This window comes from Amycolatopsis sp. DSM 110486, assembly GCF_019468465.1.
GTDB lineage: Bacteria > Actinomycetota > Actinomycetes > Mycobacteriales > Pseudonocardiaceae > Amycolatopsis.
The window spans coordinates 9,300,935-9,318,943 of record NZ_CP080519.1 but is presented as its reverse complement, the minus strand read 5'-3'; the positions used below and the strand labels follow the sequence as shown (position 1 = coordinate 9,318,943).

The window sequence follows — 18,009 nt, the reverse complement described above, 5'->3', positions numbered from 1 at the left end:
CGTCGGAGCAACCTGAGGGAGATCGATGACTCGCCTGCACGATCGCCGGATCCTCGTGACGGGTGCCGGTTCCGGCATCGGCCGCGCCACGACGCTGCGTCTGCTGTCGGAGGGGGCGCGGGTGGTGGCCACCGACGTGTCCGCCGAGACGATCGCGGGCACCGCCGAGCTGGCCGGAGACCCGCGCCTCGAGACCTTCGTGATGGACGTCGCCGACGAGCAGTCGGTGGTGAAGGGCACCGCGGCCGCGGTCGAGCACCTCGGCGGGCTCGACGTGCTCGTCAACGCCGCCGGGATCCTGCAGGCCTCCCACACGCACGAGACGTCGCTGGAGTTCTGGAACCGGATCGTCGCGGTGAACCTCACCGGCACGTTCCTGGTCACGCGCGAGGCGCTGCCCGCGTTGATCGCCACCGGGAAGAGCGTGGTGATCAACTTCAGCTCCACGTCCGCGGCGTTCGCGCACCCCTACATGGCGGCGTACGCGGCGAGCAAGGGCGGGATCCAGGCGTTCACGCACTCGCTGGCGCTGGAGTACAGCAAGCAGGGCGTGCGCGCGGTCAGCGTCGCACCGGGCAGCGTGAAGAGCGGCATCACCGACAACGCGGGCACCTGGATGCCGCAGGACGTGGACTGGGCGCTGTTCGGCAAGCTCCTGCCGATCCTGCCGACGGATCTCGCGACGCCGGTCGGCAACCCGGTCGGTCGCCCGGAGTCGGTGGCCGGTGTCGTGGCGATGCTGGCTTCCGACGACGGCGAGTTCATCACCGGCACCGAGATCCGCATCGACGGCGGCACCCACGCCTAACGCGGCACCGGGCTGAACTCGGCCAGATCCGGCAGGGGCGGCACCACCCGCGCGTACGCGTCGGCGGCGAGGATGCCGTCGGCGGGGCGGGTGGAGCGCTGCCCGAGCTCGTCGAGGACCTCGCGTTCGGTGCGGCCGCGGGCGAGCAGCAGCACGAACGGGTCGGCGTCGAGCAGCCACGACACCTGGAACGACAGCGCGGCCGCGTGCCGGCACGGCAGCTCGAAGCCGGGACAGTCGCAGTCCGGGTCGAGGTCGCCGATCCCCGGCAGCAGCGGCACGTCGTCGGCCAGCTCCGGCGGCAGGTGCCGGTCGAGCAGCGCGGCGAGGTTCCCGGCCCGGTCGGCGGCGCGGCCGAGCAGCAGGTCCCAGTCCGCTGTGGACAGTTCGGCCAGGTGCACGCTCGTGCGGAACGGACCGCCGTCGGTGTCGTCCACGGTCGCGGCGATCCGGCCGGGGCTCACGGTGATCGGCCCGACCAGTCCCGCCACGGCGTAACGGCGGCCGCGCCGCAGCTGCCGCAGATCCAGGGCCGTGTCCTCCATGGCCTGTAGCCACGCGCGGCCCCACCACGTGCGCGCGAACGGACCTCGGCCCTCGCGGGCGGGGAACGCCGGGAACCCCCTGACGCGGTCGGTCATGCCGGCCTCCTCAGCTGCACGAGCTCCGCGAGCTCGATGTCCGTCAGCTCGGTGAACGCCGCTTCCCCACCGGCGAGCACGGCGTCGGCGAGCGCGCGTTTCTCCCGCAGCAGCGCGGCGATGCGGTCCTCCACGGTGCCCTCGGCGACGAGCCGGTGCACCTGCACCGGTCGCGTCTGCCCGATCCGGTACGCGCGGTCAGTCGCCTGGTCCTCCACCGCCGGGTTCCACCAGCGGTCGTAGTGCACGACGTGGTCGGCACGGGTGAGCGTCAGGCCCGTCCCGGCCGCCTTCAGTGACAGCAGGAACACCGGCACGGCACCGTCCTGGAACCGGCGGACCAGCTCCTCCCGCTGAGGAACGGGGGTGCCGCCGTGCAGGAACTGGCTGGGGATTTTACGACCCGCGAGGTGGCGTTGCAGCAGCCGCGCCATCACCACGTACTGGGTGAACACGAGCACCGCGCCGTCTTCGGCGAGGATCGTGTCGAGCAGCTCGTCCAGCAGCTCCAGCTTGCCGGATCGGCCGGACAGGGGCGCTTCGTCGCCTTCGGCCAGGTAGTGGGCCGGGTGGTTGCAGATCTGCTTGAGCGCGGTGAGCAGCTTGACGATCCGGCCGCGGCGCGCCATCCCGTCGCTCGCACCGACCTCGGCCAGCAGCTCCCGCACGGCCGCCTCGTACAGCGCGGCCTGCTCCGACGTCAGGGCCACGGGCCGGTCGGTCTCGGTCTTCGCGGGCAGCTCGGGCGCGATCCCCGGATCGGATTTGCGCCGCCGCAGCAGGAACGGCCGCAGCAGCCTGGAAAGCCGCTCGGCCGCTGCCGGATCGCTGCCCGTCTCGACGGGTTTCGCCCAGCGGGCGCGGAACTCCGTGAGCGTGCCGAGCAGGCCCGGCGTGGTCCAGTCCAGGATCGCCCACAGCTCGGACAGCGTGTTCTCCACCGGCGTGCCCGTGAGCGCGACCCGCGCGGACGATCGCAGCGTGCGCAACGCTTTCGCCGTGCCGGAGCGGTGGTTCTTCACGTGCTGGGCCTCGTCGGCCACCACCAGGTCCCACGCCACCGCGGCCAGCGGCGCCGGGTCCGCGCGCAGCGTGCCGTAGGTGGTGAGCACGAACCCGTCCAGGTCGTCGAGCGAGCGGGCGCCGCCGTGGAACCGCCGCACGGCCACGCCCGGGGCGAAGCGGTGGATCTCGGCCTCCCACGTGCCCAGCAACGACGCCGGGCACACCACCAGCGTCGGGCCGGCGTCGCGGTGCAGGTGCAGCGCGATGAGGGTGAGCGTCTTGCCCAGGCCCATGTCGTCGGCGAGGCAGCCGCCCAGGCCGAGTGAGGTGACGGTGTCGAGCCAGTGCAGGCCGCGCAGCTGGTAGTCGCGCAGGGTCGCCGTCAGCCCCGCCGGCTGTGGCGCCGGGCCGGGCAGCTCGGCGAGCCGGGACCGCAGAGTGGCGAGCCAGCCGTCGGTGACGAGCTCGACCTCGGCACCGTCCACTTCGGTCGTGCCGGCCAGCACGGCGGCCAGCGCGTCGACAGGCGTGAGGGGCTTCAGCGCCCGCTCCCGCGCGCGGCTAGCGGACGCCGGGTCGAGCAACACCCACCGGTCGCGCAGCCGCACGACGGGCCGGCGGGCCTCCGCGAGTACGTCCAGCTCGGCCGCCGACAGCTGCGCGCCGCCGAGGGCGAGCTGCCAGTCGAGCTCCAGCGCGCGGCTGCCGCCGAAGAACGCGGGCACGTCGTCCGGCGCGGCGCCAGGGCGGGCGACCGCGCGGGCCGTGAGTCCCGCCAGCTCCGCGGGCCAGTGGACGGCGACGCCGAGCTCGGCCAGCCGGCCGGCGGCGTCACCGAGCAGCTCGCGGATGTCGTCGTCGAGCAGCGCCACCTCCGCGGGCACGGGCGCGGACAGCAGCGGGGCGAGCGGCGGCCACACCTCGGCGCAGCGCCGCAGCACGAGCAGCACCTCGTGGCGGACCGCCTCGGCGCCCGTCCGCCACAGTTCCTCCGCGTCCACGAGCGTGTCGCCGTGGACCTGCACCACGGCGCGGAACCGGCCGCCGTCGAAGTCGTCCGATTCGAGCCGCAGCGACACCCGTGTGGCGGCGGCGAGGCCGGCGACGTCACGCAGGAAGCGCAGCAGCACAGGGAACCGCTCGGGCAGCCGGGCCGGGTCGCCGGGCAGCGGGGTGGCGTGGGCGTGCGGCGGCATCGCGTCGGCGAGCCGGCGCAGCCACTGTTCTTCCTCCGGTGCCAGCGGTCCCGTCCACCCAGCCTCGGCCAAGCGCGTGCCCGCCTGCGCGGCGACCGACCAGAACTCGGCCGACGCGTCGCCGGAGACTTCCCGCAGCAGCGCGACGGCGTCGGCAATCGGCACCCGCCGCGCCGGAACCGTGCGCAGTCCGTCGCGCAGGACGACGTCGACCGTCCCCGGCTCGCCCGGTCCCGCCGGTGTGGTGCCGTCCGGGTGCCAGAACACGACGAAACCCGGCTCGACCACCACGGCCTCCCCCGGCGATGCGCTCCCCACGACTCCCCTTCCCGTCGGTCTCGTACGCCGTCCGCCGACATTACCAGAACTCTGTACGACGTACGAGGAAATGCAGGGCAGAATGACGCGGATGAGCACGGAGTACACCGGCGGCGGCGACCCGCGGCGCACGATCGAGCTGCTCTGGGGCGTCCCCGGACCGCCGCGGCGCGGGCCGAAACCCAAGCTCACCGTGGCCGACGTCGTCGCCACCGCGACCCGGCTGGCCGACGCCGACGGGCTCGAGGCCGTGACCATGCGCCGCGTCGCCGACGAGCTCGGCGTTGCCCCGATGTCGCTCTACACCTACGTGCCCGGGCACGCCGAGCTGATCGACCTGATGCTCGACGACGCCCACGGCGAGCTCACCGCCGAACTGCCGTCGACCGGCTGGCGGGACGCGCTCACCACCGTGGCCGAGGACCTGTGGCGCCTCTACCACCGCCACCCCTGGCTGCTGCAGATCACCACCGCCCGCCCGCCGCTCGGACCCAACACCTTCGCCAAGTACGAACGCGAACTCAGCGCGCTCGACGGCCTCGACCTCGACGAGCTGGAGCTCGACGCCGTCGTCGGCCTCGTCATCGGGCTCGTGCAGGGCACCGCGCGCGGCTCCATCGACGCCGTGCGGCTCGCGCGCCGCAGCGGCCTGACCGACGCCGAGTGGTGGGAACGCAGCGCGCCCGTCCTCGCCGAAATCCCCGCCGCCGACGCCGCGAACTTCCCGCGCGCGAGCCGCGTCGGCACCGCCGCCGGCCAGGCCCACGGCGCCGCGACCAACCCCGAGCACCACTTCCGCTTCGGCCTCGCCCGCATCCTCGACGGGGTGACGCTGCTCGTCGAGCGCCGCTGAAGGCCTGGAGAACTGTCGGTCCCGCGGTTTAGGTTCGCACCCGGGTGTCGGTTTCGGCGTGGCCCGCTCGTCGAGCGGGTACGAGCCGGTACCGGAGGGAGCGAGGGTTGCAGCAGGAAGGGCGAGACGCCGCGATGGAGGCCGCCGTCGTGCAGGCGTTCCGGGAAGAGTGGTCGCTGGTCGTGGCCACCCTCATCCGGGTCACCGGCGACTGGGACCTCGCCGAGGAGTGCGCCCAGGACGCCTTCACCCTCGCCGTGCGCACCTGGCCGCGCGACGGCATCCCGGCCAAACCCGGGGCCTGGCTCACCACCGCCGCCCGCAACCGAGCCGTCGACCGGATCCGCCGCGACGCCGTCGGCGCGGGCAAGCTCCGGGAGGCCGCGCGCATGATCGTCCCCGACGAACCACCGACCGACGACGGCACCGTGCCCGACGACCGCCTCCGCCTCATCTTCACCTGCTGCCACCCGGCGCTCGCCGTCGAAGCGCAGGTCGCGCTCGCGTTGCGCACCCTCGCCGGGCTCAGCACGGCCGAGATCGCCCGCGCGTTCCTCGTCCCGGAGGCCACGATGTCGCAGCGGCTCGTGCGGGTGAAACGCAAGATCCGCAGCGCCGGCATCCCCTACCGTGTGCCGCCCGCGCACCTGCTGCCCGAACGCACCGCGGCCGTCCTCGGCGTGCTGTACCTGCTGTTCAACGAGGGCTACACCGCCAGCGCCGGGCCCGACCTGCAACGGCCCGACCTCGCCGCGGAAGCGATCCGCCTCGCCCGCGTGCTCGCGCACCTGATGCCCGACGAACCCGAGGCCACCGGCCTGCTCGCGCTCCTGCTGCTGCAGCACGCCCGCCGCGCCACCCGCGTCGCCGACGACGGGGAGCTCGTGCCGCTGGAGGAACAGGACCGCGGCCGCTGGGACGCCGCCGCCATCACCGAGGGCACCGCCCTGCTGGAGGCCGCGTTGCGCCGCCGCAGCCCTGGGCCTTACCAGGTGCAGGCCGCGATCGCCGCGTGCCACGCCACGGCCGCGCGCGCCGCCGACACCGACTGGGCCCAGATCGCCGGCCTCTACCGCGAGCTGCGCCGCCACCTGCCCACCCCCGTCGTGGAGCTGAACCACGCGGTCGCCGCGGGGATGGCGTTCGGGCCCGGAACCGGCCTCGCGCTGGCCGACGAGCTCACCGCCCGCGGCACGCTGGCCGGTTACCACCTGCTGCCCGCCACCCGCGCCGACTTCCTCCGCCGCCTCGGCCGCACCGCCGAAGCCCACGCCGCATACACCGACGCGTTCGACCTCGCCCGCACCGACGCCGAGCGCAGCTACCTGCGGCGCAGGCTCGCTGAAACATCTCCCGGGAATTCCGGAGCCGAAGTGTCGGTCCCGGCGCCGCCCGTTCGTCGGCTGGACGAACCGACCCGTGAACCGGAAGGACCGCGATGATCACCAAGACGCTGCGCGTACCCGGCGCCGAGCTGACCTACGACCTCGACGGCGACGGCCCCGTGCTGCTGCTCGTGCCCGGCGGCCCCGCCGACGCCACAGCCTTCACCGGCCTGCGCCCGCACCTGACCGACCACTACACCGTGGTCACCTTCGACCCGCGCGGCATCTCCCGCAGCCCGATCGCCGGCGAACCCGGCAGCAACCTCGTCGGTGAGCACGCCGACGACGTGCACCGCCTGCTCACCGAGATCGGCGGCGGGCCCGCGCACGTGTTCGCCAACAGCGGCGGTGCCATCACGATGCTGGAGCACACCCGGCGCCACCCCGGCGAGGTCGCCACCCTGATCGCGCACGAGCCGCCGGTCAGCCGCTACCTCGGCGAGATGCTCGCCGACTTCCCCGACATCCCGGCGATCTACCGCGAGCAGGGCGTCGAGGCCGCGCTCGGCGCGTTCATGGCGGCGTCCGGGTTCGACGTGCCGCCGCCACCGGCGAACCCGACGGCCGAGGAAATCGCGCAGGGCAAACGGATGCAGGGCAACTTCGCCTTCTTCTTCGGCCATCTCATGGCCGCGATCGGCGCCTGGGAACCCGACCTCGACGCCCTGCGCGCCACCGACACCCGCCTCGTCGTCGCCGTCGGCAAGGCCGCGGACGGCACCCCCGCCCACACCGCCGGGCTCGAACTGGCCCGTGCGCTCGGGCAGGACGCCGTGCAGTTTCCCGGCGACCACGGCGGGTTCGCCGGCGAGCCCGGTCCCTTCGCCGCCCGCCTGACCGAAGTCCTCACCCACGCCTAGGAGGCAGCTCATGCGTTACCTGCTCATGATCGCCGGCGAAGAGCCCACCGAAGACCAGAAGATCGCCGGCTGCGGAGGCTGGACCGACGACCTGCTCGCCCGCGGAATCCTCGTCGGCGGCGGAGGCCTGCACCCGCCGGCCACCGCCACCACCGTCCGCGTCCGCGGCGGCGACGTCCTGCTGTCCGACGGGCCGTTCACCGAGAGCAAGGAACAGATCGGCGGCTTCGTCATGATCGACTGCGCCGACCTCGACGAGGCCGTCGACATCGCCTCCCGCCATCCCGCCGCCGCGTACGGCACCATCGAAGTCCGCCCGATGCTGGGCTGACCCGAACACGAGGAGAACCCCATGCCGTCCCTGGTGGACCGCGAAGACCAGCCCTACGTCGCCTACCGCGCGACCGTCGGCTTCGACGGGCTGCGCGAGATCGCGCACCGCATCGCCGCGATCGTCGGCGCCCTCGCCGAACGCGGGGTCACGCCGGCGGGCGCGCCGTTCTTCCGCTACCTCGTGATCGGCCCGGACATGGCGAGCCTGACGGTGGAAGCCGGGGTGCCCGTCGCGGCGCCGGTCGAACTGGGCGAGGACTACCTCAACGACGTCGTGCCCGGCGGGAAGTACGTGACCGCCACCCACCACGGCGCGCCGGACGGACTCGTCGCCGCCACCGCCGAAGTCCTCGCGTGGGGTGCAGCCGAAGGCGTGCGCTGGGACCGCACCCGGGCCGCCGACGGCGAGCACTGGACCGGGCGCCTTGAGGTCTACCGCACCGACCCGCGTGTGGAACCCGACGCCACGAAGTGGGAGACCGACCTGTACTTCCGCCTCGCCGACTGACCCGCGCGCCGCTGGACCGGCTCCGGCACAGCGTCAACCGGTCCCGCGCGCCAGCCACCCGCCGAGCAGGCACGCGAACCCGGCCGTCGAGGCGAAGGCACGCAACAGGTTCCACCGGACCCAGCTCGTCTCGAACTGCCCGCGCAGCTCGGCGAGTGAAGCCGTGCCGCGGTCCAGCGCGTTGTTCATCGGGATGTTCTTCACGGCCGTGATCACGATCATCGCCAGCAGCAGCGCGAAGCCGGCGATCAGCCACGGCAGCGCCCCACGTCCGCCGGCCACCAGGTTCAGCACCACCGCGCCCGCCGCCAGCAGGGGCGCGCCGAGGAACGTGAGCAGGAACCAGCCGTTGACGATCGCGATGTTGATCTCGCGCATCGCCGTCACGAACGTGTGGTCGTCGGCCCGCGCCAGGCCCGGCATCACCGACACCGCGTAGGAGTAGAACAACCCCGCGATCAGCCCCGCCGCGACGATCGCGACCACGAGGACCACTCCGGACACTGTGGACATCACGTGCTCCCTTCCCCAGCCGGCGCGGCTCACCGCGTCCAGACGCCCGTCGCCGCCGTCGAGCGCGCGTAGTCCGCGAAATCGCGCGCCGGACGCCCCAGCACCTGCTCCACGTCACCGGTCACGTGCGAGTTGCGCCCGTCCAGCACCCGCGCGAACAGCTCGACCAGCACCTGCGCCTCGGCCGCCGGCACGCCGCCGTCGGTCGCGAGCCGCACGAACTCCTCCGCCGAAACCGGACGATAGCGGACATCCCGCCCGATCGCGGCGGAGATTTCCCGGGCCACGTCGCCGAAGGTCAGCAGCCGCGGACTGGTCAGCTCCAGCGTGCGGCCGTCGAGTGCACCCGTGGTCAGCGCCTCTGCCGCGATGTCGGCGACGTCGTCGGCGTCCACGAACGGCTCCGTGGTCTGCCCGGCCGGCAGCGCGATCTCGCCCGCCAGCACCGGCTCGAGGAAGAAATGCTCGCTGAAGTTCTGGAAGAACCAGCTCGCCCGCAGCACTGTCCACGCCGCACCCGACTCGCGCACCACCTCCTCACTGACGGCCGCGTCCTCCTCGCCGCGCCCGGACAGCAGCACGATCCGCTCGACCCCGGCCGCCACCGCCTCCGCGCAGAACGCGCGGATCACCGGCGCCGCCCACGGCACCACCAGATCGGGGTAGAACGTCACGTACACCGCGCCGGCCCCGTCGAGCACCGGCGCCCAGGTCGTGTCGTGCGCCCAGTCGAACCGCGGCTCGCTGCCACGCGACACCGCTCGCACCTCGACGCCGCGCGCAGCCAGCCGCTGCGTCACCCGGCGCCCTGTCTTGCCCGTGCCACCCAGAACCAAAGTTGTTTTTGTCATGCCCGTCAGTGAAGCCCGGCCGGGTGAGACTCTCCATGGTTCATCAGCTCGATCCCATGTTCCAGCGTCTACACTGCTGGGCATGGATCCGCTCGCCGCGCTCCTCGACGGGCCCCGCGCGCACGGGGCCTTCCTGCTCCGCTCGGTCCTGACGCCGCCGTGGTCACTGCGCATCGAGGACGAGGCACCGCTCACCATCGTCGCCGTGGTGGCCGGTGAGGCGTGGCTCGTGCCCGACCACGGCGACGCCACGCACCTGGAGGCGGGGGACATCGCGATCGCCCTCGGCCCGGACCCGTACCTGTTCGCCGACGACCCGGCCACCCCGCCGCAGGCGGTGATCCTGCCCGGCCAGGAGTGCCGCACCCCCGACGGCGAGCACCTCATCGACCTCGTCGACGTCGGCGTCCGAACGTGGGGCACCCCCGCCGGTGGCACCACGGTGCTGCTCACGGGGACGTATCCGCGGGTGGGCGAGGTGTCGCGACGGCTGCTCGCCGCCCTGCCCCAGACCCTGCTGGTTCGCGCGGCCGACTGGGACAGCCCCCTCGTCCCGCTGCTTGCGACCGAGATCGGCAAAGACGTGCCCGGCCAGGAAGCCGTGCTCGACCGCCTGCTGGACCTGCTGCTCATCGCGGCGCTGCGCACCTGGTTCGCCCGCCCCGGCTCACCCGCGCCCGCCTGGTATCACGCCCACGACGACCCCGTGGCCGGCCGCGCGCTGCGGCTGCTGCAGGACCAGCCCGCGCACCCGTGGACCGTCGCCGGGCTCGCCGCCGGCACCGGCGTCTCCCGTGCCGCCCTGGCACGGCGCTTCACCGCCACCGTCGGTGAGCCCCCGATGGCCTACCTCGCCGCGTGGCGCCTCGCCCTGGCCGCCGACCTCCTGCGCCAGCAGCCCGACACGACGATCGGCGCGATCGCCCGCCAGGTCGGCTACGGCAGCGCGTTCGCGTTGAGCGCCGCGTTCAAACGCGAATACGGCCGCAGCCCCCAGCAGTACCGCACTCGCGTCCCGGCGTGAGGACGCCGGGACGCGAGTGCCCGAGTGTCCGTCCGGAAGGGACGGTCAGGCCGTCGCGACCCGCTCCGCGCCCACGATGTGGTCCACGAACCCGTAGGCCAGCGCCTCCTCGGCGTCGAACCACCGGTCGCGGTCGGCGTCGGCGGTGATGCGCTCCACCGACTGCCCCGTCTGGGTCGCCGTGAGCTCCGCGATCCGCCGCTTCATCTTCCCGAACACCTCCGCCTGGATCGCGATGTCCGTCGCCGCCCCCGAGATCCCCGCCGACGGCTGGTGCATCACGATCCGCGTGTTCGGCAGCAGGTGCCGCTTGCCCGGCGTGCCCGACGAGAGCAGGAACTGCCCCATCGACGCCACGAACCCCAGCCCCCACGTCGCCACGTCCGGCTTCACCAGCTGCATCGTGTCGTAGATCGCCATCCCCGCCGTGACCGAACCGCCGGGCGAGTTGAGGTAGAAGGTGATGTCCTTTTCGGAGTCGTCCGCGGCGAGCAGCAACAGCTGCGCCGTGATCCGGTTCGCCACCTCGTCGGTCACCTCGGTGCCCAGGAACACGATCCGGTCGCGCAGCAACTGCTCGTACACCGACTCGTTCGGCTGCTGCCCCGCCGCGTGCATCCCGGGAACCACCGTCAGCGTCATCGTCTTCTCCTTCTCTTCGCGAGATCCCTGTCCGTCCCGAACGTAGGAGCGTGGGCGACGCCGTGGGGGCGCCGTTCGCTCACGGCGTGCGCGGTTCGCTCCGGGCGATCACCCAGAGGTAGCTGCGCGAAGCAGCCACTTCCCGCGTCGCGGCATCGCGCCGTCGTTACGCTCTGCCCATGCAGAACACCGGGGACGACCGCGTCCCCACCCTGTTGCGCAGCCGGCCCAGCTGGCTCGTCACCCAGCTCGCCACGCAGGTCACGCGGCTGGTGGGCGAGGCGTTCGACGCCGCCGGGTTCCGCCGCTACCACTACGCGCTGCTCGCCGCGCTCGACGAGTTCGGCCCCGCGAGCCAGGCCGCGCTCGGACGGCGCTGCCGAATCGACCGCAGCTACGTCGTCGAGGCCGTGGGCGAGCTGGACGCCGGCGGCCTGGTGCAGCGCGCACCCGACCCGGCCGACCGCCGCCGCAACGTCGTCACCCTCACCGGCGAAGGCCGCACCCACCTCGCCGCGATGACGAAAACCCTCGACGACGTCCAGGACGAGCTCACCGCGCCCCTGCCCGCGGCCGAGCGCGAGCAGTTCGTCGACCAGCTCGGGCGCGTCCTCGACCACCTGCGCGAACCCCGCGTCACCGGTAAGGGTCGCGAAACCTCGTGATCTCGATCATGGCGTTGAACGGGACTAGCGTGGCGTACGTGTGAGCCGGAGGCCGTACCGGCTTTCTCCGTTCGTCCGCATACGAAGGATCCGCCCCTATGACTACCCAGCCCTTCCGCTTCGGGGTCTCCCTGCTCAACGTCGGCTCCCGCACGGACTGGCGCGCCCGTGCCCGCGAGGTGCAGGACCGCGGCTACGACGTGCTCCAGGTCCCCGACCACCTCGGGATGCCCTCGCCGTTCCCCGCGCTGGTCGCGGCGGCCGACGTCACGAGCATCCGGCTGGGCACCTACGTGCTCAACGCCGGCATCCTCAGCCCCGCCTACCTCGCGCGCGACGTCGCCGACGTGCAGCGCCTCACCGACGGCCGGCTCGAGCTCGGTCTCGGCACCGGCTACATGCCGAACGAGTTCGAGGCCGTCGGCGTGCCGATGGGCTCCGGCGGCGAGCGCATCCGCAAGCTGGAGTCCACGCTCAAGGCCACCCGCGAGCTGCTCGCCGCCGAAACCGGCACCCCCGTGCCGCCGATCATGCTGTCCGGTTCGGGCGACCGCATGGTGGCGCTCGGCGGCCGCGAAGCCGACATCTTCAGCTTCTCGATCATGGCCGGCGTCACCGCCGGCACCGCCCCGGAAGACGCGTTCGCCCACCGCGTGCAGGTGCTACGCGACGCCGCCGGCGACCGCTTCGGCGACATCGAGCTGAACCTGTTCGTCGCGGCCGTCGGCGACAGCGTCGAGGAGCTCGACCTCGGCATCATCCGCCAGGCCAGCGGCCTGCCCGACGAGCAGCTCACCCAGCTGCCCGGCGTGCTCGTGGGCTCGCCGCGCGAGATCGCCGAGCGGCTCGAGCGCTACCGCGAAACGTTCGGCACCACCTACATCAGCGTGCTCGAACCGCACCTCGCCGCGTTCGCCGAGGTCATCAAGCACCTGAGCTGACGTCCACGGCGCCCAGGGACCGCATCAGCTCCAGCACCCCCTGGGCGCCGCGCGGCGACAGGAACTTCGCCAGGTTCACCGCCGAGTCCCGCGCCTCCTCGGCGGCGCGGGCGAACATCTCTTCCTCGAAGCCGCGCACGTCTTCTGCCGATGCGAGCGCCAAGGCGAGCCGGGCTCCGTCGAGCATCGCCAGGTTCGCGCCCGCCCCGGCGAACGGCGGCATCAGGTGCGCCGCGTCGCCCAGCAATGTCACGCCCGGAACCGGATCCCATCTCAGGCCGACCGGCAGCGCCGTGATCGGCAGCCGCGTGATCGGTCCTTCGGCCGCGGCGACGAGCTCCAGGAACTCGGGGGCCCAGCCCGCGTAGAGGTCCTGCAGCTGGTTCCTGGCCGTCGCCGGGTCGTCGAACGCGATGCCCGAGGTGGCGAACCAGTCCTCCTCACCGCGCATCGTCAGATGCACCCGGGCGCTGCCATCGCCGTTGCGCTGCGCGGACAGCGTGCGGTTCGGGCCGATCGCCATGAAACTGCCGCGCCCGACGATCCCCGACAGCACCGGATGGGCGCGGTCGATGTGGGGGATCACGAGCTCGATCGCGTTCACGCCCGTGTGCGCGGGTTCGACCGGGGTGACGAGCGGGCGGACGCGGGAACGGGCGCCGTCCGCGCCGACGAGCAGGTCGCAGTCGGCGGTGCCGCCGTCGGTCAGGTGCAGGCGATGACCGTGGGCGAGCGGGGTGACGTCCTCCACGGCGCGTCCCCAGCGGACGGTCTCGGGAGGCAGGGCGTCGAGCAGCAGCTTGCGCAGCGCGGGACGGTCGGCTTCCGGGCGGCCGAACGCGTCGTCGGTCAGCCCCGCTTCGCGCAGCGCGAGCTGGCCGCCGGCGGGATGCAGGTCGAGCGTGCCGCCCTGGATGCGAGCGGTCGGGCCGGCGTCGCGTTCGTAGACGTCGGCGTGGATGCCGTGGACGTGCAGGACCCGGGCGAGAGTCAGGCCACCGAGGCCCCCTCCGGCAATGGCGATACGACGCATGAGACCTCCGATCGATACGGTGTATTTCTACAATACGATGTATCGACGAGTGCGGTGTATCGTTACCGCGGTGAGCGAACTGGTGTGGGAACGGCCCGAGCCACCGGCCAGATCGGCGCCGACCCCGCTGAGCCGGGAGCGGATCGTCGCCGCGGCCTGTGCGCTCGCCGACGCCGAAGGGCTGGAGGCCGTGTCGCTGCGCAAGGTCGGGGCTGCGCTCGGCGCCGGGCCGATGCGCCTCTACGGCTACCTCTCCACCAAGGACGAACTGCTCGACCTCATGGCCGACGCCGTCTACGGCGAGCTGCCCCTGCCCGAGCCCGGCACCGGCCGTCGCGCGGGCCTGCGGGCGCTCGCCCGCGCGGTCCGCACGGCGGCACACCGGCACGAATGGTTCGCCGACCTTCTCGGCGGGCGCCCCGGGCTCGGCCCGAACGCGCTGGCCTACCTCGAAGCGTCACTCGCCGCCGCGGACGAAGGCGATCTCGACGACGCGCTCGTCGCGGTGCACGCCGTGCACTCCTACGTGACCGGCGCCGTTCGCAGCGAGATCACCGAGCTGCGCCGCGAACGCGAGTCCGGCCAGGACGAAGCGCAGTGGCAACGCGCGTCGGCCCCCTACCTGCGGCGCATGCTCGCGACCGGCCGCTACCCCACCCTCGCCCGCGCCGTCGACCTCGGCTCCCACCCCGACCCGGACACCGCGTTCGACGCCGGCCTCGCCCGCGTCCTCGACGGCCCCGGTGGCCCGGTTACCGCTTAAGCGGCAAGATTGCGGCGTGATCCCCGCACTCGGCCCGACGACCCGCGTCATGCACGGGATGGAACAACTGTGGGCCGAAATCCGCCGCCGCCACCCCGACGTGCCCGAGGCCATCCTCGTCCTGGCATCCGGCACGATGGGCACCACCACCGAGATCCACGGCCACTTCGCCCGATCCCGCTGGCACGTCGGCCGTGGCGAGGATCCGCGCGCCGAGTTCTTCCTCGGTGCCGAAGGCCTGCGCCGCCCCGCCACCGACATCCTGGCCACCACGCTGCACGAAGCCGCCCACGGCCTCGCCGCCACGCGCGACATCGTGGACGTGAGCGACGGCCGGTACCACAACAAGCGGTTCGCGGCGCTCGCCCACGAGCTGGGTGTGCGGGCCGAGCAGGCGGATCGGATCGGGTGGTCGGCCACCACCGCCTTGCCCGAGACGATCGACGCCTACGCGGATTCGCTGCGCGTTCTCGAACGGGCGTTGACGGTGTGGCGGCACACCGAACAGGAGGTCGCGGTCCGTGCGCAGGCTCCGCAGCCGCTGCCCACGGACCCCGACCAGCCCGATGTCGTCGTGCCGGCACCGACTCCGATCGTGATCGCGCCCGTGGACGGCCGCGGTGCTCACCGCGGCGGGCCGAACTACGTGGCCGCGGTGTGCGGGTGCGACAAGCCGCGCCGCATCCGCGCGGCCCGGTCAGTCCTCGAACTGGGGCCGATCACCTGCAGTCTCTGCGCGTCCCCCTTCACGGAATCCGCGACCTGACCGACTCGGCCGGTCGCGGTCGGGTGCTCAGATCAGCGGAAACAGTACGAGTCCGACGAGGCGTCGCCGCCCTCCAACCGGACCTGGTGTGGGCGCAGGCCACGGAAGTCGTCGCCGTGCAGGAAGCACTTCCCGTCGACGCGCAGCCCGCCGACCGCGGGATCGGTCTCGAGCTTCGCCATCCAGGCCCCGACACCGTCCGGGTAGAACTGGTCGTCCCAGGCGCCGTAGAGGGAGTTGGTGACGTAGATCCGGCGACCGTCGCGGCTCACCTCGACCATCTGGGGGCCACCCGAGAGCTGCAGGGACGGCGCGGACGGATGCGGGACCCGGCCGGTGATGCCCCCGAGGCGCACCGAGCCGGCCTCCCTCGGCCGGGCGGGGTCGCTGACGTCGAACTGCTTGAGCTCGCCGATGCCCCAGCACGACACGTATAGGAACCGGTCGTCCACGCTGAGGCCGATGTCGGTGATCAGGGGCGGCACGGCACCGAACGGCCGCAGCGCCGGTGGCAGGTCCGCGGCGTCGGCGGGCTCGGCGGGCACGGTGATCACCTTGTCCACCGCCCAGGTGTCGCCGTCGAGGTGCCAGCGCCACACCGACGCCGACAGGTCTTCGGTGGACACTGTCACACCGACGAACCCCCACGTGGCGTCCGGGTCGTGCGACGGGCGCACCTCGAGCACGATCTGGTGCTGCTCGCCGAGGTCGACGCTCTGGCGGTGCCGGCCCTCGGCCAAGTCCCAGAAGTGCAGCGCGTGCCCGTACTTGTGGCCCAGCAGCAGCTCAGGGTTGATGCCGTCCTCGATCATCGCGGGGGTACCCCACTCGCTGCTGATCAGGACGTTCCGGTTGAGGTGCCACCACGCGTCGTAGGCCAGGTACTGCGGGCCCCGCTCGGTCTCCCACGCGCGAACCACGTCGAACGTGTCGTGGTCCAGCAGCGCGATGCCACCCGGGCCGCCCGAGCCCTCCCCCGCGCCGAGGCACGTCAGATACACGCCGTCCGGCCCGCAGTGGGAGGTGTGCGGACGGGAGTATCCGGCCTTCTCGGCCAGTTCGGCCGCGGTCACCGTCTTGTGCAGGACGGGCTGGCGCGGGTCGGGCTGGGTGTCGAACACGTGGATGTTCGACGAACGGATCCCGGGCAGCAGCAGGAATCGGCGGCGCAGGCCGTCGGGGTCGTGCCCGGTGTGCGCGAACGCGCTACTGCACGCGTTCCATCCGAAGTGGTGCAGCTCATCGCCGAGGGTCGGCAGCTCCGACCAGCCGACCACGCTGCCGTAAGTGCCCGAGTCGGGATCCACGTCGACCGTCGCCAGGGCGTCCGGTTTGGCGGCCGTCCGGTCGAATGCCACGACGTACGCGAGCTTCTCCGGCGGGGCCGCGATCGCGTCGCCGGGGCTGCGGTAGAAGGTCGGATCGGTCTGTGACTGTGCGGTCATCACGTTCTCCCTCCCCTGTCCGATTCCCCCGCGGCCAATGTCCCGCGCGTGCCGTCGTGGCCGCAAGGCACGAACGCGCACGTCAGACGATGCGTGCCACGGCTCCGCCGGATCTGCGGGCGCCCGCCTCCGCGGTGCGGGACCGGCGTTCGACGGCCGTCTTCCTCTGCCGTTCAAGGGAAAGCGGCTCCGAACGCCGCCCACGCACGTCCGCGAGCCGTCAGTCGCCCCGGCCGGCACGACGTAGTCTCACGGCGGCCGAAGCGGGGTGCGGTTGAAACTTCACGGCCCGGGCGGAGGGGTCTCCCCGGGCAGATCGAGCAGTTCCGCCAGCAGATCCGCGCGCAGGTCGGTGTTCTCGGTGGGAGTCGCCAGCGCGAGCCCGTGCACGCGCTCGAGCCGGGACCGCAAGCCGGTGTGGTGCTCCGCGGCCCGGGTCAGCTGCTCCTGGGCCGCGTCCAGCCGACTGGCCAGGACAGCGGACCGGCTGCGTGCCTCCGCGACAGCTTCGGCCGAGGCGGCGGATTCCGCGCGCTGGTGATGGTGAGCGGCGTCCAGACGTTGCTCGAGGTCCCCGAGGTGGGCCCGGGTGGTGGTGAGCGCCTCGGTGGCCTGGTCGAGCCGGCCGGTGAGGTCCCGCCGGACCTCCTCTTCGCGCGCGCGTGCCTGCGCCAGGCTGGTGAGCGCCGCGTCGCGTTCGGTGGTGCGGACGGCGAGCTGCTCGGAGCGTTGAGCGAGCTCCGCGGCGAGGGCGTCGGCGCGAGTGCGTTCGGTGCGGGTTTCGGCGGCGGCCTGGTCGGCGCGTTCGGCAGCGGCGATGGCGGATGCTTCGGCGCGGGCCTGGTCGAGCTCGGCCGTCTTCCGGGCTTTCACCGCTGCCGCGGCCGTTTCCTGGGCGGCTTTCGCCATGTCGGTCTGTTCCTGGGAGTGGGCCTGGGCGGCGGCGGTGACTTGTTCGGCTTCCAGCGCGCGGGCTTCGGCGGCTTGGCGGAGGCCGTCTGCTTCGGTGGCGCGGGCTTCCGCGGTTTCGGCGCGGGAGAGAGCGGAGGTCACCTCGTCCTGGGCGCGGGCGGCGACGCTGTCGAGGGCGTTGCGCAGCGTCTGCAGCGGCCCACCCAGCTCCGTGGCGGCGCGGACGAACTCCGCGGCCGCGTCGGTGAGGCCGGCGTGTGAGACCGAATCGCCCAGTGCTTCGCGCAGTGCCTGGTCGGCGGCGGCGAGTTGCTTGCACGTGCGGTCCCCGGGCCAGCGCCGGTCCGGGCAGAACTCGAACGGCCGGCCCCCACGCGGTCCCGGTGGCGGCAACGGCGCCCGGCACTGCCGGAACCCACACAGCGCGGCCGTCCGGTCCTCGATCACAGCTCCCTCAGTCACTTCTGAAGCCTATCTGATCAGTTATGCAACCTGTAACTGAGGTTGTAGTTATCTAACTCAATACATAGGTCAGCTACAGAACAGA

At 72.9% G+C, this 18,009-nt stretch carries 18 protein-coding genes and 1 pseudogene; 11 read left to right on the top strand and 8 right to left on the bottom strand.

Annotated features, from left to right (window positions below; all coding sequences use genetic code 11):
• Positions 1-25: 25 nt before the first annotated feature.
• A complete protein-coding gene (locus K1T34_RS45015) occupies positions 26-808 on the top strand; it encodes an SDR family NAD(P)-dependent oxidoreductase (RefSeq protein WP_220240729.1) in 783 nt (260 codons plus the stop codon).
• On the opposite strand, the gene K1T34_RS45010 is transcribed toward K1T34_RS45015, so the two are convergent.
• Both K1T34_RS45010 and K1T34_RS45005 read right to left on the bottom strand, forming a co-directional pair.
• On the bottom strand, positions 805-1,449 hold the full coding sequence (locus tag K1T34_RS45010; protein WP_220240728.1) for an SWIM zinc finger family protein: 645 nt from the start codon (positions 1,447-1,449) through the stop codon (positions 805-807). The two genes, K1T34_RS45015 and K1T34_RS45010, sit on opposite strands and share 4 nt — an antisense overlap.
• Positions 1,446-3,968, bottom strand: a complete 2,523-nt coding sequence (locus K1T34_RS45005) for a DEAD/DEAH box helicase (RefSeq protein ID WP_255638032.1) — start codon at positions 3,966-3,968, stop codon at positions 1,446-1,448. The genes K1T34_RS45010 and K1T34_RS45005 overlap by 4 nt, the downstream gene beginning before the upstream one ends.
• An 82-nt stretch (positions 3,969-4,050) precedes the next feature.
• Between K1T34_RS45005 and K1T34_RS45000 the strand changes: the two genes are divergently transcribed.
• From K1T34_RS45000 to K1T34_RS44980, 5 genes are all read left to right on the top strand, one after another.
• Positions 4,051-4,821: a TetR/AcrR family transcriptional regulator gene (locus K1T34_RS45000; protein ID WP_220240727.1), complete on the top strand. Its 771-nt coding sequence runs from the start codon at positions 4,051-4,053 to the stop codon at positions 4,819-4,821.
• A gap of 134 nt (positions 4,822-4,955) precedes the next feature.
• Positions 4,956-6,263, top strand: coding sequence for an RNA polymerase sigma factor (locus K1T34_RS44995; protein WP_220247738.1), 1,308 nt, complete (start codon positions 4,956-4,958; stop codon positions 6,261-6,263).
• Complete coding sequence (locus K1T34_RS44990; protein WP_220240726.1) at positions 6,260-7,066, top strand: alpha/beta fold hydrolase; 807 nt, start codon at positions 6,260-6,262, stop codon at positions 7,064-7,066. Before K1T34_RS44995 ends, K1T34_RS44990 begins: the two co-directional genes overlap by 4 nt.
• A gap of 10 nt (positions 7,067-7,076) precedes the next feature.
• On the top strand, positions 7,077-7,397 hold the full coding sequence (locus K1T34_RS44985; protein ID WP_220240725.1) for a YciI family protein: 321 nt from the start codon (positions 7,077-7,079) through the stop codon (positions 7,395-7,397).
• A gap of 21 nt (positions 7,398-7,418) precedes the next feature.
• The gene (locus K1T34_RS44980) at positions 7,419-7,907 is read left to right on the top strand and encodes a GyrI-like domain-containing protein (protein WP_220240724.1); all 489 of its coding nucleotides are present in this window, start codon (positions 7,419-7,421) and stop codon (positions 7,905-7,907) included.
• A gap of 33 nt (positions 7,908-7,940) precedes the next feature.
• Here the strand turns inward: K1T34_RS44980 and K1T34_RS44975 are convergent, their stop codons facing one another.
• Positions 7,941-8,420 (bottom strand): DUF1772 domain-containing protein, encoded by a 480-nt coding sequence (locus K1T34_RS44975; protein WP_220240723.1) that lies wholly within the window; start codon positions 8,418-8,420, stop codon positions 7,941-7,943.
• Between the two features lie 29 nt (positions 8,421-8,449).
• Complete coding sequence (locus tag K1T34_RS44970) at positions 8,450-9,271, bottom strand: NAD(P)H-binding protein (protein WP_220240722.1); 822 nt, start codon at positions 9,269-9,271, stop codon at positions 8,450-8,452.
• An 82-nt stretch (positions 9,272-9,353) separates the two neighbouring features.
• Between K1T34_RS44970 and K1T34_RS44965 the strand changes: the two genes are divergently transcribed.
• Positions 9,354-10,295, top strand: coding sequence for an AraC family transcriptional regulator (locus tag K1T34_RS44965; RefSeq protein WP_220240721.1), 942 nt, complete (start codon positions 9,354-9,356; stop codon positions 10,293-10,295).
• A 45-nt stretch (positions 10,296-10,340) separates the two neighbouring features.
• Here the strand turns inward: K1T34_RS44965 and K1T34_RS44960 are convergent.
• A pseudogene (locus tag K1T34_RS44960) lies at positions 10,341-10,940 on the bottom strand (ClpP family protease); the annotation flags it as partial.
• Between the two features lie 176 nt (positions 10,941-11,116).
• On the opposite strand from K1T34_RS44960, the gene K1T34_RS44955 reads away from it, so the two are divergent.
• A complete protein-coding gene (locus tag K1T34_RS44955; protein ID WP_220240719.1) occupies positions 11,117-11,602 on the top strand; it encodes a MarR family winged helix-turn-helix transcriptional regulator in 486 nt (161 codons plus the stop codon).
• Between the two features lie 98 nt (positions 11,603-11,700).
• A complete protein-coding gene (locus tag K1T34_RS44950) occupies positions 11,701-12,543 on the top strand; it encodes a TIGR03621 family F420-dependent LLM class oxidoreductase (RefSeq protein WP_220240718.1) in 843 nt (280 codons plus the stop codon).
• Here the strand turns inward: K1T34_RS44950 and K1T34_RS44945 are convergent.
• Positions 12,527-13,576 (bottom strand): NAD(P)/FAD-dependent oxidoreductase, encoded by a 1,050-nt coding sequence (locus K1T34_RS44945; RefSeq protein ID WP_220240717.1) that lies wholly within the window; start codon positions 13,574-13,576, stop codon positions 12,527-12,529. The two genes, K1T34_RS44950 and K1T34_RS44945, sit on opposite strands and share 17 nt — an antisense overlap.
• A 70-nt stretch (positions 13,577-13,646) precedes the next feature.
• Here K1T34_RS44945 and K1T34_RS44940 point away from each other — a divergent pair, with 70 nt between their 5' ends.
• On the top strand, positions 13,647-14,339 hold the full coding sequence (locus K1T34_RS44940) for a TetR/AcrR family transcriptional regulator C-terminal domain-containing protein (protein ID WP_255638031.1): 693 nt from the start codon (positions 13,647-13,649) through the stop codon (positions 14,337-14,339).
• A 16-nt stretch (positions 14,340-14,355) separates the two neighbouring features.
• Positions 14,356-15,105 (top strand): hypothetical protein, encoded by a 750-nt coding sequence (locus K1T34_RS44935; RefSeq protein WP_255638030.1) that lies wholly within the window; start codon positions 14,356-14,358, stop codon positions 15,103-15,105.
• 32 nt (positions 15,106-15,137) lie between these two features.
• Here the strand turns inward: K1T34_RS44935 and K1T34_RS44930 are convergent, their stop codons facing one another.
• Both K1T34_RS44930 and K1T34_RS44925 read right to left on the bottom strand, forming a co-directional pair.
• Complete coding sequence (locus K1T34_RS44930; protein ID WP_220240716.1) at positions 15,138-16,550, bottom strand: selenium-binding family protein; 1,413 nt, start codon at positions 16,548-16,550, stop codon at positions 15,138-15,140.
• Positions 16,551-16,832: 282 nt separating this feature from the next.
• Positions 16,833-17,924, bottom strand: coding sequence for a response regulator receiver protein (locus K1T34_RS44925; RefSeq protein WP_220240715.1), 1,092 nt, complete (start codon positions 17,922-17,924; stop codon positions 16,833-16,835).
• Between the last annotated feature and the right edge of the window lie 85 nt (positions 17,925-18,009).

Excerpts from the sequence above, each read along its gene's own strand:
- K1T34_RS45015 (WP_220240729.1), top strand. The coding sequence starts at position 26 with ATGACTCGCCTGCACGATCGCCGGATCCTCGTGACGGGTGCCGGTTCC.
- K1T34_RS45010 (WP_220240728.1), bottom strand. The coding sequence starts at position 1,449 with ATGACCGACCGCGTCAGGGGGTTCCCGGCGTTCCCCGCCCGCGAGGGC.
- K1T34_RS45000 (WP_220240727.1), top strand. The coding sequence starts at position 4,051 with ATGACGCGGATGAGCACGGAGTACACCGGCGGCGGCGACCCGCGGCGC.
- K1T34_RS44995 (WP_220247738.1), top strand. The coding sequence starts at position 4,956 with ATGGAGGCCGCCGTCGTGCAGGCGTTCCGGGAAGAGTGGTCGCTGGTC.
- K1T34_RS44990 (WP_220240726.1), top strand. The coding sequence starts at position 6,260 with ATGATCACCAAGACGCTGCGCGTACCCGGCGCCGAGCTGACCTACGAC.
- K1T34_RS44985 (WP_220240725.1), top strand. The coding sequence starts at position 7,077 with ATGCGTTACCTGCTCATGATCGCCGGCGAAGAGCCCACCGAAGACCAG.
- K1T34_RS44980 (WP_220240724.1), top strand. The coding sequence starts at position 7,419 with ATGCCGTCCCTGGTGGACCGCGAAGACCAGCCCTACGTCGCCTACCGC.
- K1T34_RS44975 (WP_220240723.1), bottom strand. The coding sequence starts at position 8,420 with ATGTCCACAGTGTCCGGAGTGGTCCTCGTGGTCGCGATCGTCGCGGCG.
- K1T34_RS44970 (WP_220240722.1), bottom strand. The coding sequence starts at position 9,271 with ATGACAAAAACAACTTTGGTTCTGGGTGGCACGGGCAAGACAGGGCGC.
- K1T34_RS44965 (WP_220240721.1), top strand. The coding sequence starts at position 9,354 with ATGGATCCGCTCGCCGCGCTCCTCGACGGGCCCCGCGCGCACGGGGCC.
- K1T34_RS44955 (WP_220240719.1), top strand. The coding sequence starts at position 11,117 with ATGCAGAACACCGGGGACGACCGCGTCCCCACCCTGTTGCGCAGCCGG.
- K1T34_RS44950 (WP_220240718.1), top strand. The coding sequence starts at position 11,701 with ATGACTACCCAGCCCTTCCGCTTCGGGGTCTCCCTGCTCAACGTCGGC.
- K1T34_RS44945 (WP_220240717.1), bottom strand. The coding sequence starts at position 13,576 with ATGCGTCGTATCGCCATTGCCGGAGGGGGCCTCGGTGGCCTGACTCTC.
- K1T34_RS44930 (WP_220240716.1), bottom strand. The coding sequence starts at position 16,550 with ATGACCGCACAGTCACAGACCGATCCGACCTTCTACCGCAGCCCCGGC.